Here is an 18288-nt window from a genome sequence, read left to right on the forward strand (position 1 = left end):
ACAGCCACCGTTTGCTTTTCATAAAAACCCAAAGCCATGAAAGCAAAAGATATAATCACACAGATTTTGCTCTGTTTCATTACATTCCCCCTTGCAGCCTCTTGCAAAGACGATACCAAAGATATCGAATCTTTCTTCGAGATAGCATCTGCGGAATTGTCCAAAGAAATAGACAAAAGCGCCGCGACTCTCACGATTCCGGTCAAAACCTCTCTTGAACAATCCGCATGGAATGCAGAGTCTACGGAGAAATGGGCAAGAGTCAGAAAGAGCATAACAGCGGGAGACGGAGAGTCTGCCATTACCGTCACAGTGGATGAAAACACGGGTGAGGAAGCGCGTTCCGCCCAAATCAAGGTCACCTCAAGCATCCGGAATTACGTAATCACGCTCAAGCAGTATGGCGCCAACGACGTTGTGATAGGTGAAGACATTCAAATAAAACCGTACGGTGGCAAAGCCAGCGAATACCAACCGGGATACAATATAGATAAATCCTACGATGACAAATTTACGGAAGGCTCGTCCGAATCGCATTACCACAGCCCATGGAACAATACCTCTTTTCCGGTCACATTGGAATATTATTTCAGAGGAGACACCGAAATCGATTACTTCATTTACTACACCCGTTCAGGAAACGGGAACTTCGGCGAGATAGAAGTCTATACATCCACAGAACCGGGCAGAAGCAATTATACCCTGCAAGGCAGTTATGATTTCAAAATGAAAAATGACCCCAGCAAGGTTTCTTTCAAAGAAGGGATAAAGGTTACAGGAGTTAAATTCGTCGTAAAAAGCGGAGCCGGAGGTTTTGCCAGTTGCGACGAGATGCAGTTCTTCCAGAAGAATACCGACAAGAGTCTGGAAGCCAAGCTGCTGACCGTATTCAAAGATATCACCTGCACGGAGCTGAAATCCGGCATTACGGACGAAGAGATAAACGAACTGCCCAGCAATTATTTCATCCGTATAGCCCAAGCATTGAAAAACAACACCTATGACGAATGGGAAAAAGAGTTCCGGATACGTAGCTATGAAGCCTACAGCGACATTGACGAATGGGCGGAAAAACTGATGACTAAGCATTACAGTAATTTGGACAACCTGACCGGTATCGCCGTAAACAAAGAAGATGAAGTTATCGTCCTGGTCGGCGAGACTCATGGAAATGAAATCTCCCTGCAATGTGTCGGAGAAGAGCAAACCGGTTTCGGCGAAGAACAAGTCTATGTGCAGACGGCGGCGTCCGGCGATGTCTACTATCTGGAACCCGGCGTCAACAAGATTAAAATACGCAATAAAGGACAATTGTTCGTCATGTACAACCATGACCTTACTTCCAGCCCGGCTCCTATTAAGATACATATTCCCCTGGGAAGCGGTACGGTTACCGGCTTCTTCGATTTGAAGGAACACAAAACGGATGCCAAATACGCTGAATTGCTGTCTAAAGCCACCGACAAATATTTCGGAGTGCGCGGAGACAAAATCATCTTTTATTTTCACCGCACCAAGCTACGCGAATTTGTAAAAGACGAAATACTGTCGGCAATCAATCTGTGGGATAACATTATCGGCTGGGAACAGGAATTGATGGGAATCGAAGATGTACGTCCCGACCTGGTTAACAACCATTTGTTCGCCATCTCTCCCGAAGGTTCATACATGTGGGCGTCTGATTATCGCATCGCATTCATATATACCTACTTAGACAATATCCTGTTGTACGATAACGTGATGAAGGCCAAAGACAATGCATGGGGACCCGCACATGAAATCGGGCATATTCACCAATCGGCAATTGACTGGCCCAGTTCTACCGAATCTTCCAATAACTTGTTTTCCAACTATATCTTATACAAACTGGGCAAGTACTGTTCGCGCGGAACGGAACTCAACCTTCCCGGAGCAGCGGACAACCGCATCACCAACGCCGACGGGAATATCACCAAAATGACTCTTTCGGAAGCCCATTGCGTATTAAACCGCCCCTGGTTTAACTTCGGCGACGGCCACCAGAATGAAAATACCGAACTACACATGCGCATGAACTGGCAATTGTGGAATTATTACCACCGTTGCGGGCATAAGACGGATTTCTGGCAAAGGTTGTTCAAATTGATGAGGGACAACCGGACAACATCCGACAATCCAGGAGTGAAACAACTTTTATTCGCACGCATGGCAAGCGAAGCCGCCCAGGAAGATTTGACGGAATTTTTCGATATGTGGGGGTTCTTCGTGCCGGTGGACGCAAATATAGAACAATACGGCAACTATCATTATCTGGTAACGGACGCAATGATAAACGAAACCAAAACGACGATGGGAAAATATCCGAAGGCTAAACCGTTCTATTACCTGGAAGACAGGAAGGCGGGAGATACCGGATTGGATACCACTCCCCCGGAGGTCGGTTACTATACGCAATTCCAGAATATCCGGCCCATAACCAAAAATATCAAAGGACGCATCAACGGACGGGAAGTGACGGTGACGGATGGAGATGAAGCTGTGGCTTTCGAACTCAGAGAGAAAAACGAAACCGGGAAACTGCTTTATTTTTCAACTTTCGCCAAGTTCGAGGTTCCTTCGTCGATAACGCTCACATACGCCAAGCTGTATGCTGTACAGGCTGACGGGAAACGGGTTCCGTTATCCGAATAACCAGGTCTCATTCCGGATTATTGCCCGGTACATGAAGGGTGTAAAATGTTAAGCTATCATAAAAAGATTCTATAATTTTAGGTTAGCGTTTTTAAACACCTGTCATTTATATGAATCATGTGAGTATAATAAATTTCGCTCCGGTACTTAATAAATATTAAAAAGGATATCGTATAATAGGGTAAACATCTCTTATGTGTGTATTTATTTTGTGCCGGCGTCACAACGCAAACGCATCCAGATAAAAAAGGGTAGAAGAAAGAGGTATCTCTTTTTTCTACCCAAAATAAAAATTTATTGTAAAATAATTCATGATAAATAGGATAAATTGAGTAATTAATTACTAGTTTTGACGACTGAATGAAAAACAACAAATAACCCCTATTAAAAACATTAAAATATGATGAAAAAGCTATTCACAGCCGCAGCTATCGGTCTTGTCCTGTTAACCTGGCATACCAGTTGCACCCAACAGCCAAAAGTTCAAACCGCTTTTGAGCCTATCAAAGTAGAAACTCCTGCCCGTCCCGCCGGACAAGAAGACGTTATCCAACTTGTCGCACCCAAAATCGATACCGTACGTGTAGGTTTTATCGGACTGGGAATGCGCGGTCCCGGAGCCGTGGCACGCTGGACACATATTCCGGGTACTAAAATAGTAGCCTTGTGTGACTTGTTGCCCGAACGTGTGGAAAAATCGCAAGAGATTCTGAAAAACGCCGGACTGCCTGAGGCAGCTTCGTACAGCGGCTCGGAAGACGCATGGAAACAACTTTGCGAACGGAACGATATCGACCTTGTATATATAGCAACCGACTGGAAACATCATGCAGAAATGGGTGTCTACGCAATGGAACACGGCAAACACGTAGCCATTGAAGTCCCGGCAGCCATGAATCTGGATGAAATCTGGCAACTAATCAACACTTCTGAGAAAACCCGCAAGCATTGTATGCAGTTGGAAAACTGTGTATATGACTTCTTCGAACTGACTTCCCTGAACATGGCGCAACAAGGCGTCTTCGGAGAAGTGCTCCACGTAGAAGGCTCTTATATACACAACCTGGAAGATTTCTGGCCCGAATACTGGAACAACTGGAGAATGGATTACAACCAGAAACACCGTGGAGACGTATATGCCACCCACGGCATGGGCCCCGCCTGCCAAGTGCTTAACATCCATCGCGGCGACCGCATGAAAACGCTGGTATCAATGGATACGAAAGCTGTCAACGGCCCGGCTTACATCAAAAAGCAGACGGGCGAAGAGGTGACGGATTTCCAGAACGGCGACCAGACCTCAACGTTAATCCGCACGGAAAACGGAAAAACCATGTTAATCCAGCACAATGTAATGACGCCCCGCCCGTACAGCCGCATGTACCAGATAGTGGGAGCCGACGGTTATGCCAGCAAGTACCCGATTGAGGAATACTGCCTGAGACCGTCGCAAGTGGACTCCAAAGATGTCCCCAACCACGAAAACCTGAACGCGCACGGCTCCGTACCCGCAGAAGTCAGAAAAGCCTTGATGGACAAATACAAACATCCGATTCATAAGGAACTGGAAGAAACAGCCAAAAAAGTGGGCGGTCACGGCGGCATGGACTTTATCATGGACTATCGCCTGGCATATTGCCTGCAGAACGGCCTGCCATTGGACATGGACGTTTATGACCTGGCGGAATGGTGCTGTATGGCTGAGCTTACCCGCCTTTCCATCGAAAACAATTCGGCTCCGGTGGAAGTGCCTGATTTCACCCGCGGCGGATGGAATAAAGTAAAAGGCTATCATCACGCTTTCGCAAAATAAAAAAGTAGTATCTTTGCCAGCACGAATATTATGAATGAATCCGGCTTCTCCCCCAAAGCCGGATTATTCATGGGTTCGTGTTTTAATATTTCAGATATTATCATAATCACATTTATGAAAACAGCTATTCCAAAACTTTCCAGGCAGGGTGTTATCCGCGAGGCCAGAGATTACGTAATGATTGCAGTGGGCATGATTTTATACGGTATAGGGTGGACGGTCTTTTTACTTCCCAACGACATCACCACCGGAGGAGTACCGGGCATCGCATCCATCGTATATTGGGCCACCGGTTTTCCCGTACAATATACGTACTTCGCAATCAACCTGTTACTGTTACTGCTGGCCCTTAAACTGCTGGGATTAAAGTTCTGCATCAAAACGATTTTCGGAGTGTTCACCCTGACTTTCTTCTTGTCCGTCATCCAGAAAATAGCGACGGGAATCAATCTTCTGCACGACCAGCCATTTATGGCGTGTGTCATCGGCGCATCGTTCTGCGGAGGCGGAATAGGCGTTGCTTTCTCCGCCAACGGAAGCACAGGAGGCACGGATATCATTGCAGCCATCATCAACAAATACAGGGATATCACATTAGGAAGAGTCATGCTGATTTGCGACATGATTATTATCACTTCCAGTTATTTTGTCTTAAAAGACTGGGAAAAAGTAGTATATGGATTCGCAACTCTATATATTTGCAGTTTCGTACTCGACCAGGTAGTGAATAGCGCCCGCCAGTCCGTACAGTTCTTCATCATATCAAACAAATACGAAGAAATAGGACGGCACATCAACGAATATCCGCACCGGGGAGTCACCCTCATCAACGCGACCGGATTTTATACGGGACGGGAAGTGAAGATGATGTTCGTATTAGCCAAGAAAAGGGAATCTCCCATCATCTTCCGGCTGATAAAAGACATCGACCCGAACGCTTTTGTTTCGCAAAGTGCGGTAATCGGAGTTTATGGAGAAGGATTCGATCATATCAAAATAAAATAAAGAAAAACCAAATCTGAAAAACATGAAACATCGACTAACCCCCTTATTATTAACTAACATCATCACGGGAATGTTTTCCCTGATGCCGGTAAACGGCATAGCCGGGGAAACGCCTGTAAAGCCTTATTGGCAAGATGTTCAGGTAGTGGCAGTGAACAAAGAGTACCCCCGGACTTCCTTTATGACGTATGACGACCGCACGGACGCCCTTTCCGGGAAGTTTGAAAAGAGCAAGTATTACCAGTTGCTGAACGGCACATGGAAATTCTTTTTTACAGACAGCTATAAGAAACTTCCGGAAAACATTACGGACCCCTCTGTCAGCACCGCTTCCTGGGACGATATCAAAGTTCCCGGAAACTGGGAAGTACAAGGATACGGAGTGGCTATCTACACCAACCACGGTTATGAATTCAAACCGCGCAACCCGACTCCCCCGGCTCTTCCGGAAGACAACCCCGTAGGAGTGTACCGCCGGGACATAACCATTCCGGCAGAATGGGACGGAAGGGATATCTACCTGCATCTGGCAGGTGCAAAATCCGGTGTCTACGTATATATCAACGGACAGGAAGTAGGATACAGCGAGGATTCCAAGAATCCGGCAGAGTTCTTAATCAATCGATATGTGAAACCGGGCAAGAACGTGCTTACCCTGAAAATCTTCCGTTGGAGCACAGGCTCTTATCTGGAATGCCAGGATTTCTGGCGCATCAGCGGCATTGAACGCGATGTTTATTTATATTCGCAACCCAAGGCGGCACTCAAAGACTTCCGGGTAAAATCTACTCTGGACGACAGCTATAAGAACGGTATCTTCGGGCTGAATACGGATTTGAGAAACCACCGGAAAGAGGCGGTCAACCTCACACTGGCCTATGAACTGCTGGACTCCCAAGGAAAAACAGTAGCCGGAGAGGAGAAAACCGCTTATATTCCTTCCGGGGAAGTCCGCACGCTTTCCTTCGACAAAGAACTGGCGGATGTCAAAACATGGACATCGGAACACCCGAACCTGTATAAACTGCTGATGACGGTAAAAGAAAACGGAAAAGTCAATGAGGTTGTTCCGTTCAACGTAGGATTCCGCCGAATTGAAATCAAACCCATCGAACAAAAAGCGGCGAACGGCAAACCTTATGTATGCCTGTTCATCAACGGGCAACCGCTGAAACTGAAAGGCGTGAATATCCATGAACACGACCCCAGGACAGGACATTATGTGACGGAGGAAACGATGCGCCGCGATTTCGAGCTCATGAAACGCAACAACCTGAACACCGTACGCCTTTGCCACTATCCGCAAGACCGCCGCTTTTATGAACTTTGCGACGAATACGGCCTGTATGTCTACGACGAAGCCAATATCGAAAGCCACGGCATGTATTACGACCTCCGAAAAGGCGGAACCCTGGGCAACAACCCGGAATGGTTGAAACCTCACCTGGACCGTACCATCAACATGTTTGAACGCAACAAGAATTATCCCAGCGTCACTTTCTGGTCATTGGGCAACGAAGCCGGCAACGGATACAACTTCTATCAGACTTACTTATGGGTGAAAGAAGCGGACAAGGCCCTTATGAACCGTCCCGTCAACTACGAACGTGCGCAATGGGAATGGAATTCGGACATGTACGTACCTCAGTATCCCGGTGCAAAGTGGTTGGAAACCATCGGCAGAAACGGCAGCGACCGTCCGATTGCACCTTCCGAATACGCACATGCGATGGGAAACTCGACAGGCAACCTGTGGGGACAATGGCAGGCAATCTACAAATACCCGAATCTCCAGGGAGGCTATATCTGGGACTGGGTAGACCAGGGCATTCTCAAGAAAGATAAGGACGGAAAAGAGTACTGGGCTTACGGAGGCGATTTCGGAGTAAACGCGCCGAGCGACGGCAACTTCCTTTGCAACGGCCTTGTCAACCCTGACCGCAGCCCGCATCCGGCTATGGCGGAAGTGAAATACGTTCACCAGAACGTAGGTTTCGAAGCTGTCGACGCCGCTTCCGGCAAATTCAGAATAACCAACCGTTTTTATTTTACCAACCTGAAAAAATACCGTATCCACTATAATGTGCTTGCAAACGGAAAAACCGTAAGAAGCGGAAAGGTTTCGCTTGACATAGCTCCTCAGGCATCCGAAGAAATCACAGTGCCGGTAAACGGGTTGAAAGCCCAGGCGGGCACGGAATATTTCGTCAATTTCAGCGTAATGACCGTAGAACCGGAACCGCTGATTCCGGCGGGATATGAAATTGCCTACGACCAGTTCCGGCTTCCTGTCACGGCTTCAAGAAATGCTTATAAAGCCAACGGCCCCGCATTGAAAACTTCCGCCCAGGGAGATGAATATACCGTCTCCTCTTCGAAAGTAAACTTCGTATTCAACAAGAAGAGCGGCCTGGTTACTTCCTACAAAGTGGACGGAACCGAGTATTTCAAGGACGGATTCGGCATCCAGCCTAATTTCTGGCGGGCTCCAAACGACAATGATTACGGAAACGGCGCTCCCAAACGCCTGCAAGTCTGGAAACAGTCGAGCAAAGACTTTAAAGTAACGGATGTCAAGATGTCCGAAGAAGACAAGACCGTTTCGCTGAAGGCCACCTACCTGCTGGCAGCCGGCAACCTGTACATCATCACTTACAAGATTTATCCGAGTGGTGTCGTAAACGTCGATGCTACGTTCACTTCCACGGATATGAAGGCTGCCCGGACCGAAGTTTCCGAAGCTACCCGCATGGCAACCTTCACCCCCGGCAACGACGCCGCACGCAAAGCTGCTTCCGGTCTGGAAGTTCCCCGTATCGGAGTACGTTTCCGCCTGCCTGCCCAAATGAACAATGTCCGTTATTTCGGCCGCGGTCCTGAAGAGAACTACATCGACCGCAACCACGGAACGCTGGTAGGCGTATATCAGACAACGGCGGACAAGATGTACTTCAACTACGTACGTCCTCAGGAAAACGGCCACCGGACAGATACCCGCTGGGTTGCCTTATCTCCTGAAAAAGGAAACGGCCTGGTTATCGTGGCGGACAGCCTGTTAGGATTTAACGCCCTGCGCAACTCCGTCGAGGATTTCGATTCCGAAGAGGCTCTCCCCCATCCTTACCAGTGGAGCAACTTTACACCGGAAGAGGTCGCCAAACATGACGAGAACGCCGCACGCAACGTCTTGCGGAGAATGCATCATGTCAACGACATCGTTCCGAGAGACTTCGTCGAGGTCTGTGTAGATATGAAGCAGCAGGGAGTAGGCGGATACGACAGTTGGGGTTCACGCCCGGAACCGATTTACCAGATTCCCGCCAACCGCGAATACAACTGGGGCTTTACGCTAGTACCCGTCCGTTCGGCAAACCAGGCAGACAATGCCGCCAGATACGTCTATTAATAACCTTAGTATAAATTTTTAAAGAAAAAACCCATGAAAGATTTATCCAGCATCGTAGCTAAGTTCAAAATCCAAGGTAATGTAGAGGAAATCAAACCGTTAGGCGCGGGACTGATTAACGACACCTATAAAGTGAACACCAAAGAGGCGGACGCTCCCGACTACGTTTTACAACGTATCAACCATGCTATCTTCCAGAATGTGGAAATGCTCCAATCCAATATTGCAGCCGTCACAAGACATATCCGCAGAAAACTGACCGAAAACGGCGAATCGGATATCGACCGTAAAGTATTGACTTTCCTTGAAACGGAAGAAGGGAAGACATATTGGTTTGACGGTGAAAGCTATTGGCGTGTCATGGTATTCATTCCCCGTGCCAAAACTTACGAAACCGTAAATCCGGAGTATTCCAACTATGCCGGACAGGCTTTCGGTAATTTCCAGGCCATGCTGGCGGATATCCCCGAAACCCTGGGCGAGACGATTCCGGACTTCCACAATATGGAGTTCCGCCTCAAACAGTTGCGTGACGCAGTTGCGGCAAACGCTGCCGGACGGGTAACGGAAGTACAATATTATCTGGATGAAATAGAAAAACGCGCGGACGAAATGTGCAAGGCCGAACGCCTGCACCGGGAAGGCAAACTCCCCAAACGTGTATGCCACTGCGATACCAAAGTCAACAACATGATGTTTGACGAAGACGGCAAAGTGCTTTGTGTCATCGACCTCGATACGGTAATGCCGAGTTTCATCTTCTCTGATTACGGCGACTTTCTCCGTACCGGCGCAAATACCGGAGACGAAGACGATAAAGACCTTGACCGCGTGAACTTCAATATGGAAATATTCAAGGCATTCACCAAAGGGTATCTGGAAGGCGCCAGTTCTTTCCTGACACCGGTTGAAATAGAAAATCTCCCGTATGCCGCCGCTTTGTTCCCTTATATGCAATGCGTACGCTTCCTGGCGGACTATATCAACGGAGATACCTATTACAAGATTAAATATCCGGAACACAACCTGGTCCGTACAAAGGCACAGTTCAAGCTCCTGCAGAGCGTGGAAGAACACACTCCCGAAATGGTGGCATTCATCAACGAATGCTTAAAGAAATAAGGAGGGAAAATCAGGAATGGAGGATTTACCTGGTAAAAACTCCATTCTTCCAATGATACACAATCGGACGGCGGAGAAACGGTTTCAGTTTTTCCGCCGTTTCTTTTGACATATAATCGGGAGTAGCCAACGTAAGGGTCAGCTCCGTATTCTCTTTATTAAAATCCGCTTTCATCAACAGCATATCCGCCGAACGGCGGGCCTCGCCGAAGGCATAGACATCCGCCGAATCCGGCACATTCAGGAAATCGTCCAATACCGGCAACGTTATGAAACCGGAACCCGCAAGAGGTTTCCAGTCCGTGGTATAAAACTCGATGCGGCTGTCACAGGCCGGAGCGCATGCGGTAGAAACCGTACAGATAACGCGGGCGGTATCGTTCAACGCCAGCACTTTCATTTGCCATGTAGTCTGCGGGGACATCTGCATGCGGATATAATCCTTACCCAGCTCTGTCATCTCCGACTTTTTGCCAAAACGATTCTCCACCTGCGCCCGCATCTTGCTCTCCAGAAAGTCAATGCAATCTTCCCGGTTCACTTTGGTAAGCAAAGGACTCAACGAATCCGGCAGATTTACAAACAAGACTTTAGCCTCCTGGGCTTGGACGGAAGCCGAAAAAAACACTCCTGCAATCCCGAAGAATATGACCGGAACAAACTTATTTATCTTCATATTATTGTCATTATACCCTGCAACAGCCGTTACAGAAAACATTCTTTTTAGTTTTTAGTCCCCAAATATAGAAATATCATTCCGATTAACACCAAGATAAGGTCGATAGCCTTACTTTTTAAATTCTTTTCACGGAAGAACAAAGCCCCGAAAATGAACGATACAATCACGCTTCCCCGGCGAACCATCGAAACGATGGAAATCATGGAATCGTCATAACTCAAGGCATAGAAATAAACAAAGTCCGCCGCCGAAAGAAATACGGAAATCAGAATAATCGTCCAGTCCCAACGGAAGGGAGTCGTCATTTTCCTCTTAGGCCACCAGAGCAGCAACAGGATAGGGCACATGATAAAGACCTGGTAGACATTGTACCAGGACTGCACCAGCATCGGGTTCAACTGCTTCATCAGATATTTGTCATACAACCCGCTGACAGCTCCCATGACGGCAGCCAGAACGATAAAGAAAATCCATTTGTCATGCTTGAAATCAATTCCTTCTTTCTTTCCCGAACGGCTCAACATGAAAAAGGAAGCGACCGCCAGCACCACACCAATCCACTGGTAAAGGTTCAACCGCTCGCCAAACACCAGCATGGCTCCCACAAGCACCATCACCGGACGGGTAGCATTGATGGGCCCCACAATCGTAATGGGCAAATGCTTCATCCCGAAATAACCGAAAATCCAGGAAGACAAGACAATAAAAGATTTGACTACGATATACTTATGCTGCTCCCATCCCGCAAGAGGGACATTGAATACCGTCCCCTCCAGGACACCGGTCCCGAATGCGGACAACAGAATGAAAGGAAGAAATATCAGGCTTGAGAAAAGGGTGTTTAAAAACAAAACCGGAAGTACTGCATTATCCTTCAGCGACTGTTTCTTGAATACATCATAAAATCCCAGCAAAGTAGCCGAGAGGAAAGCTAATAATAACCACATGAGACGATTTACAATTTACGATTTATTGTTTTACACTATGCTGCCACACACAAATTCCAAATGCTGTCATATACGAGTTCCATCGAATGCCGTTTGTTCTCCTTCCGTTTCAAACACGCTTTCCGGATACTCCACATCCACCAGGAAAAGGGCATTTCCGGGAACCGACGTACCTGCCTTGCAACGGTCTTTCTGTTCTATCACTTTACGGAATCCTTCTACGGAAAGCTTGCCCCGCCCCACTTCAATCAGCGTACCGACTATAGCGCGCACCATATTTCTCAGAAAACGGTCGGCACGGATGGTAAATACCCACGTGGCATCATCCTCACGGCTCCATCCGGCATGGGTGACATGGCAGATATTCGTCTTCACATCCGTATGCAGTTTGCTGAAACTCGTAAAGTCCGTATATTCCAAAAGAGTCTGTGCCGCCTCATTCATACGCCCATAATCCAACGGACTGTAAATCCGGCAGCGGTATTGCCTGTTGAAAGGATACTTGGCCGTTGTCACATAATATTTGTAAGTCCTGGCTGTCGCATCAAAACGCGCATGCGCATCCGGCCGGACACGGCAAACGCGATAGACGGAAATGTCCGGAGGTAACAGCCGGTTCAGCTTTTCAGCAACGGAAACCGTATCTATCAACTCCTCATAATCAAAATGGGCCACCATCAAAGAGGCATGCACCCCTGCATCCGTCCGTCCGGCTCCCACCACTTCTATCTCACGACGCAAAAAAGTAGCCAGCGCTTTCATCAGGCACTCCTGCACACTAATCCCGTTAGGCTGAATCTGCCAGCCGTGGTAATTGCTTCCGTCGTAAGCCAAATAAATAAAATACCTTTGCACGCCAATTCCTCTTTTTAGGGTTTAACGCCGCAAAAGTACTCATTTTCTTTTGCATAATCCGCACAAACCCGTATATTTGGAAAACAATACTTATGATTCATCAATAACACCCAATTATGAGTAATACTATCTTTCTCATTATCGCCCTCGTAACAACGGGCGTATTCGCGGTTCAGTTTATCTTATCTATTTTCTTCGGAGACTTGGATGCAGACGCAGACACGGACGCAGACATCAGCAGCATAGTTTCCTTCAAAGGGCTCACCCATTTCGGAATCGGATTCGGCTGGTACATGTATCTCGCCGGCGATACGGCCATACAAAGCTACCTCATCGCCATTCTGACAGGCCTTTTCTTCGTATTCGCGGTATGGTTTCTGTACAAGAAGGCTTATCGGTTGCAGCAGGTGAACCGTTCCGAACGGACAGAACAACTTGTCGGCCGCGAGTGTACCGTCTATTTCAAACAGGACGGCGACAGGTACACCGTACAGACAAGCCGGAACGGGGCCATGCGTGAAGTAGACGTTGTTTCCGAATCGGGAAAGACATACCGTACCGGAGACAAGGCCGTCATCACCAGGTATGAAGGCGGAGTCCTGTATATTCAATAACTATTTAAAATACACAATCCTATGACACAAGAAATTCTGATTATGGCCGCTATACTCGTAGCGGTTATCTTACTCACTTTTATCGGTATCCTCTCCCGTTACCGCAAGTGCAAGAGCGACGAGGTGCTCGTCGTGTACGGTAAGACGGGAGGAGACAAGAAATCCGCCAAACTTTATCACGGCGGGGCCGCCTTCGTATGGCCGATTATACAAGGATATGAATTCCTGTCAATGAAACCGATGCAAATCGACTGCAAACTGACAGGCGCCTTGTCTGCGCAGAACATCCGCGTGGACGTGCCGACCACCATCACCGTAGCCATCAGTACCGACCCGGAAGTTATGCAAAACGCCGCCGAACGCATGCTCGGACTGACTATAGATGACAAACAGAACCTCATTACGGATGTGGTTTACGGCCAGATGCGTCTGGTGATTGCCGACATGACGATTGAAGAATTGAACTCCGACCGTGACAAATTCCTTTCAAAAGTAAAGGACAACATCGATACGGAACTCCGCAAGTTCGGTTTGTACTTGATGAACATCAACATCAGTGACATCCGTGATGCCGCCAACTATATCGTAAACCTGGGTAAGGAAGCCGAAAGCAAGGCGTTGAACGAGGCACAGGCGAATATTGAAGAACAGGAAAAGCTCGGCGCCATCAAAATCGCCAATCAGATTAAGGAACGGGAAACCAAAGTAGCCGAAACACGCAAAGACCAGGACATCGCCATTGCGGAAACAAAGAAACTGCAGGAAATCTCCGTTGCCAACGCCGATAAAGACAGAATTTCCCAAGTTGCCATCGCCAACGCCGAAAAGGAGTCACAGGTGGCAAAAGCCGAAGCCGAAAAGAATATCCGTATCGAACAGGCAAACACCGAAAAGGAAAGCCGCATCGCCGAACTGAATTCCGACATGGAGGTCAAACAGGCGGAAGCTGCGAAGAAAGCCGCCATCGGACGGAATGACGCGCAAAAGGAAGTCGCCTTATCAAATGCCGAACTGGCGGTAACGCAAGCCAATGCAGACAAACAGGCAGGAGAGGCTGCCGCCAAATCGGAAGCTGCCGTACAAACCGCCCGTGAAATAGCCCAGAGGGAAGTGGAGGAAGCCAAAGCCAAAAAAGTGGAATCCTCACTGAAAGCGGAAAAAATCGTTCCCGCCGAGATAGCAAGACAGGAAGCCATTCTTCAAGCAAACGCGATTGCAGAGAAAATAACCCGTGAAGCGGAAGCACGTGCCAAAGCGACATTGGCACAGGCCGAAGCGGAAGCGACGGCAATCCGGCTGAAACTGGAAGCGGAAGCGGAAGGAAAGAAACGTTCACTGCTCGCCGAAGCAGAGGGTTTCGAAGCAATGGTAAAAGCCGCCGAGTCTAATCCTGCCATCGCCATCCAGTATAAAATGGTGGACCAGTGGAAGGAAATAGCCGGCGAACAAGTGAAAGCGTTCGAACACATGAACTTAGGAAACATCACAGTATTTGACGGAGGAAACGGCAGTACAAGCAATTTCCTGAATACGTTGGTGAAAACAGTAGCCCCAAGTCTCGGTGTCCTGGACAAACTACCCATCGGCGAGACTGTAAAAGGCATCATGCACCCGGAAAGCAAGACGGAAGAAAAATCCGCAACGAAAACCGAAGAGAAGAAAGACAAGGAAGAATCCTGAAATAAGGAAGAGACTCTGGAATAAGGGAGAAAAACCAAACGAACAGAAGAACCAGAGATAACACAGAGAAGTTTAAAGTTCCGGACAGTAAAAAGTTTGAAATAAGAAAGAGGCTCAAAACTTGGAACAACAAAGCAGCTTGAAACAACAAAGCGACCTGGGACAATAAAGCAACTTGGGACAACAAAGTAACCTGGAATAACAAAGCAGCCTGGAACAACGGGGAAACGGATAATATGAATACCTCTTTTTCGGAAAACCGGTAATTTCATTTATCGTCATTCCCGTTGTTCCAGGTGATAATGCCAACCTTCAAAAACAGATAAGTAAAGACGGGCAAAGCCAAAGGAAAAGCCATTCTATACGGGTCCTATTTGAGCATAAACGAATAAGTAACCAGCTAACTTTAATTATACCGCACAATTTTATTCGACATACCGCACGAAACTGTTGTTTCTACCGGTAGAAACCCAATATTCACCTATATGCAACTACTGTTTCAACCTATTGAACCGGCAGTTTCAATAGGTTGAAACCAAACAACCTTCCCGACATTTACAATCCCGGACCGCTTATATTTAAAATTCGCCGGCTGAATATATCCCTCCCTTCGCGGCAAAATTAAATTCAAGAGTATGGCAAATACTGAAAAATAGCGTATATTTGCGGGCAAAAAGCACAAAATGACTATCCATAAATTCCGTATGTTTCGTTTATTACCGTTATTCATCGTATTAATTACAGGATTCGCGACACTCGCTTCCGGCTGCAAGAAGAAAGACATGTCACTCAAAGTAAACAAGCCACGCAACATCCGCGGCGTTGTCAGTTACAAACGTTCTTTCCCCGACCGGAACGAAACGCATCTTGCCGTAGCAAAATCCATCGGTATCAGCCCGCTGAAAGACCGCGAAGAGGCGGAAAACATGAAAGAAAAACTGATGTATATTTCAGCCAATGAATTATATGAGGTAGATTCGCTGACACATTCCATCCCCTATCTGGTTCCCCGCGCCGACGCATTACTCGACACCATCGGTTCTAACTTCCTCGATTCCCTGGCTTCCAAAGGACTCAACCCGAACCGGATAATCGTAACGTCCGTATTGCGTACACAAAACGACGTAAAACGCCTGCGCCGCTGCAACGGAAACGCCTCCGCCAACTCGGCGCACTGCTTCGGAGCTACTTTCGACATAAGCTGGAAACGGTTTAAGAAAGTGGAAGATGAAGACGGACGCCCTTTACAGGATGTCGGCTCCGATACGCTGAAACTTGTCCTCGCCGAAGTGCTGAGAGATTTACGGCAAGCGGAAAAATGCTACGTCAAATATGAACTGAAACAAGGTTGTTTCCACATCACAGCCCGATAGTGGAATAAATGCCATAAAATTCATCCTCAAACAATCAAAGAATCCAAAACGTTTCATTAAATTTGCAGAAATTTTTCTTTAATACAACTGAATGATAGAGAAACTGATTGTCCTTGAGGATATTGATCCGGTTATATTTTATGGTGTAAACAACGCCAACATACAGTTAATAAAAGCTTTATATCCGAAGCTGCGCATTGTTGCCCGCGGCAATGTCATTAAAGTACTGGGCGACGAGGAAGAGATGTGCGCCTTTGAAGAAAACATCACCAAACTTGAAAAATACTGCGCCGAATATAATTCACTGAAAGAGGAGGTTATCATCGACATCATCAAGGGAAACGCCCCGCAAGCGGAACAGAACGGTAACGTAATCGTATTCAGCGTCACAGGCAAACCGATTATTCCCCGGAGCGAGAACCAATTGAAGCTGGTGGAAGGATTTGCCAAGAACGATATGATGTTCGCCATCGGCCCGGCGGGTTCGGGAAAGACATACACCGCTATCGCCCTTGCCGTACGCGCATTGAAAAACAAAGAAATCAAAAAGATAATTCTCAGCCGCCCCGCCGTAGAAGCCGGTGAAAAACTCGGTTTCCTGCCCGGCGACATGAAAGATAAGATAGACCCTTACCTGCAACCGCTATACGACGCCCTGCAGGATATGATACCCGCCGCGAAATTAAAGGAATATATGGAACTGAACATTATCCAGATTGCCCCGCTGGCTTTCATGCGCGGACGCACACTGAACGACGCTGTCGTCATTCTGGATGAAGCACAGAACACCACTACCCAGCAAATCAAAATGTTCCTTACCCGCATGGGCATGAACACGAAGATGATTGTAACGGGGGATATGACGCAAATCGACCTCCCCGCCTCGCAGACATCAGGACTGGTGCAGGCTCTCCATATCCTGAAAGGGGTGAAAGGCATCAGTTTCGTCGAACTGAACAAAAAAGACATTGTGCGCCACAAGTTGGTGGAACGCATTGTGGACGCTTATGAGAAATTCGACAGGGAAACAAAAGCCGAACGGAACAGTTCCTCACAAAAGGCACAGGGCATGCAACAGAAGCATCCGGAAGCATCTTGACCGGAAGGCATCCGGGAAAATGCCTCTCCGTATCTTTTGTGACGACAAAGAAAGAAACATAATTTTAAGATATATCATTATGAAAGCATTAACAAAAACAGATTTCAACTTTCCGGGACAACAAAGCGTGTACCACGGAAAAGTGCGCGATGTGTATAACATCAACGGCGAGAAACTCGTCATGGTAGCAACCGACCGTATTTCGGCCTTTGACGTAGTATTGCCCGAAGGCATCCCTTACAAAGGACAAATGCTGAATCAGATTGCGGCCAAGTTCCTGGATGCCACCACTGATATCTGCCCGAACTGGAAACTGGCGACTCCGGACCCGATGGTTACTGTCGGCGTATTGTGCGAAGGATTCCCGGTGGAAATGATTGTACGCGGTTACCTGTGCGGCAGTGCATGGCGTGCCTACAAAAGCGGTGTACGCGAAATCTGCGGCGTGAAGTTGCCGGAAGGAATGCGCGAAAACGAGAAATTCCCCGAACCGATTGTTACGCCGACCACTAAAGCGGAAATGGGACTGCATGACGAAGATATCTCGAAAGAAGAAATCCTGAAACAAGGACTGGCTACTCCCGAAGAGTACGAAATCCTGGAGAAATATACATTGGCTCTTTTCAAACGCGGAACTGAAATCGCTGCGGAACGAGGCTTGATTCTGGTGGATACCAAATACGAGTTCGGCAAACACAACGGTACGATTTACCTCATGGACGAGATTCACACTCCGGACTCCAGCCGTTATTTCTATGCGGAAGGCTATCAGGAACGTTTCGAAAAGGGGGAAGCACAAAAACAACTTTCCAAAGAGTTCGTCCGCGAATGGCTGATGGAAAACGGTTTCCAGGGTAAAGAAGGCCAGAAAGTCCCTGAAATGACTCCGGCCATCGTACAAAGCATCAGCGACCGTTACATCGAGTTGTTTGAAAACATCACCGGTGAGAAGTTCGTGAAAGAAGACACCGGAGACATTGCCGGGCGTATCGAGAAGAATGTCCTGGATTTTCTCAACCGATAAT

General features: G+C 47.6%; 13 protein-coding genes. 10 read left to right on the forward strand and 3 right to left on the reverse strand.

What is annotated here, in order from left to right; all coding sequences use genetic code 11:
* The first annotated feature begins 36 nt into the window (after positions 1-36).
* The 5 genes from Q5076_RS01075 to Q5076_RS01095 all read left to right on the forward strand — a co-directional run bounded on the left by Q5076_RS01075 (position 37) and on the right by Q5076_RS01095 (position 10016).
* Positions 37-2670: a M60 family metallopeptidase gene (locus Q5076_RS01075; RefSeq protein ID WP_303010371.1), complete on the forward strand. Its 2634-nt coding sequence runs from the start codon at positions 37-39 to the stop codon at positions 2668-2670.
* 403 nt (positions 2671-3073) lie between these two features.
* Positions 3074-4483: a Gfo/Idh/MocA family protein gene (locus Q5076_RS01080; RefSeq protein ID WP_303010536.1), complete on the forward strand. Its 1410-nt coding sequence runs from the start codon at positions 3074-3076 to the stop codon at positions 4481-4483.
* A 114-nt stretch (positions 4484-4597) separates the two neighbouring features.
* The gene (locus tag Q5076_RS01085; protein ID WP_303010372.1) at positions 4598-5488 is read left to right on the forward strand and encodes a YitT family protein; all 891 of its coding nucleotides are present in this window, start codon (positions 4598-4600) and stop codon (positions 5486-5488) included.
* Positions 5489-5510: 22 nt separating this feature from the next.
* Positions 5511-8894, forward strand: coding sequence for a glycoside hydrolase family 2 TIM barrel-domain containing protein (locus tag Q5076_RS01090; protein ID WP_303010373.1), 3384 nt, complete (start codon positions 5511-5513; stop codon positions 8892-8894).
* A gap of 33 nt (positions 8895-8927) precedes the next feature.
* Positions 8928-10016: a phosphotransferase enzyme family protein gene (locus Q5076_RS01095; RefSeq protein ID WP_303010374.1), complete on the forward strand. Its 1089-nt coding sequence runs from the start codon at positions 8928-8930 to the stop codon at positions 10014-10016.
* 25 nt (positions 10017-10041) lie between these two features.
* On the opposite strand, the gene Q5076_RS01100 is transcribed toward Q5076_RS01095, so the two are convergent.
* The 3 genes from Q5076_RS01100 to truA all read right to left on the reverse strand — a co-directional run bounded on the left by Q5076_RS01100 (position 10042) and on the right by truA (position 12497).
* Positions 10042-10692, reverse strand: coding sequence for a DUF3256 family protein (locus tag Q5076_RS01100; protein ID WP_303010537.1), 651 nt, complete (start codon positions 10690-10692; stop codon positions 10042-10044).
* A gap of 47 nt (positions 10693-10739) precedes the next feature.
* The gene (locus tag Q5076_RS01105; RefSeq protein ID WP_303010376.1) at positions 10740-11642 is read right to left on the reverse strand and encodes a DMT family transporter; all 903 of its coding nucleotides are present in this window, start codon (positions 11640-11642) and stop codon (positions 10740-10742) included.
* A 66-nt stretch (positions 11643-11708) separates the two neighbouring features.
* Positions 11709-12497 carry a tRNA pseudouridine(38-40) synthase TruA gene (gene truA / locus Q5076_RS01110; protein WP_303010377.1) on the reverse strand — a complete coding sequence of 263 codons (789 nt, stop codon included), beginning with the start codon at positions 12495-12497 and terminating at the stop codon, positions 11709-11711.
* Between the two features lie 116 nt (positions 12498-12613).
* Between truA and Q5076_RS01115 the strand changes: the two genes are divergently transcribed.
* The 5 genes from Q5076_RS01115 (at position 12614) to Q5076_RS01135 (ending at position 18287) form a co-directional block, all read left to right on the forward strand.
* A complete protein-coding gene (locus Q5076_RS01115; RefSeq protein ID WP_303010379.1) occupies positions 12614-13111 on the forward strand; it encodes a hypothetical protein in 498 nt (165 codons plus the stop codon).
* A 21-nt stretch (positions 13112-13132) separates the two neighbouring features.
* A complete protein-coding gene (locus tag Q5076_RS01120; protein ID WP_303010381.1) occupies positions 13133-14791 on the forward strand; it encodes a flotillin family protein in 1659 nt (552 codons plus the stop codon).
* Positions 14792-15474: 683 nt separating this feature from the next.
* Positions 15475-16164 carry a DUF5715 family protein gene (locus Q5076_RS01125; protein ID WP_303010382.1) on the forward strand — a complete coding sequence of 230 codons (690 nt, stop codon included), beginning with the start codon at positions 15475-15477 and terminating at the stop codon, positions 16162-16164.
* 91 nt (positions 16165-16255) lie between these two features.
* Positions 16256-17263 (forward strand): PhoH family protein, encoded by a 1008-nt coding sequence (locus Q5076_RS01130; protein WP_303010383.1) that lies wholly within the window; start codon positions 16256-16258, stop codon positions 17261-17263.
* 79 nt (positions 17264-17342) lie between these two features.
* Positions 17343-18287 carry a phosphoribosylaminoimidazolesuccinocarboxamide synthase gene (locus Q5076_RS01135; RefSeq protein WP_303010384.1) on the forward strand — a complete coding sequence of 315 codons (945 nt, stop codon included), beginning with the start codon at positions 17343-17345 and terminating at the stop codon, positions 18285-18287.
* The last annotated feature ends 1 nt before the right edge of the window (position 18288 follow it).

Source organism: uncultured Bacteroides sp. (assembly GCF_958445495.1).
Classification (GTDB): domain Bacteria; phylum Bacteroidota; class Bacteroidia; order Bacteroidales; family Bacteroidaceae; genus Bacteroides.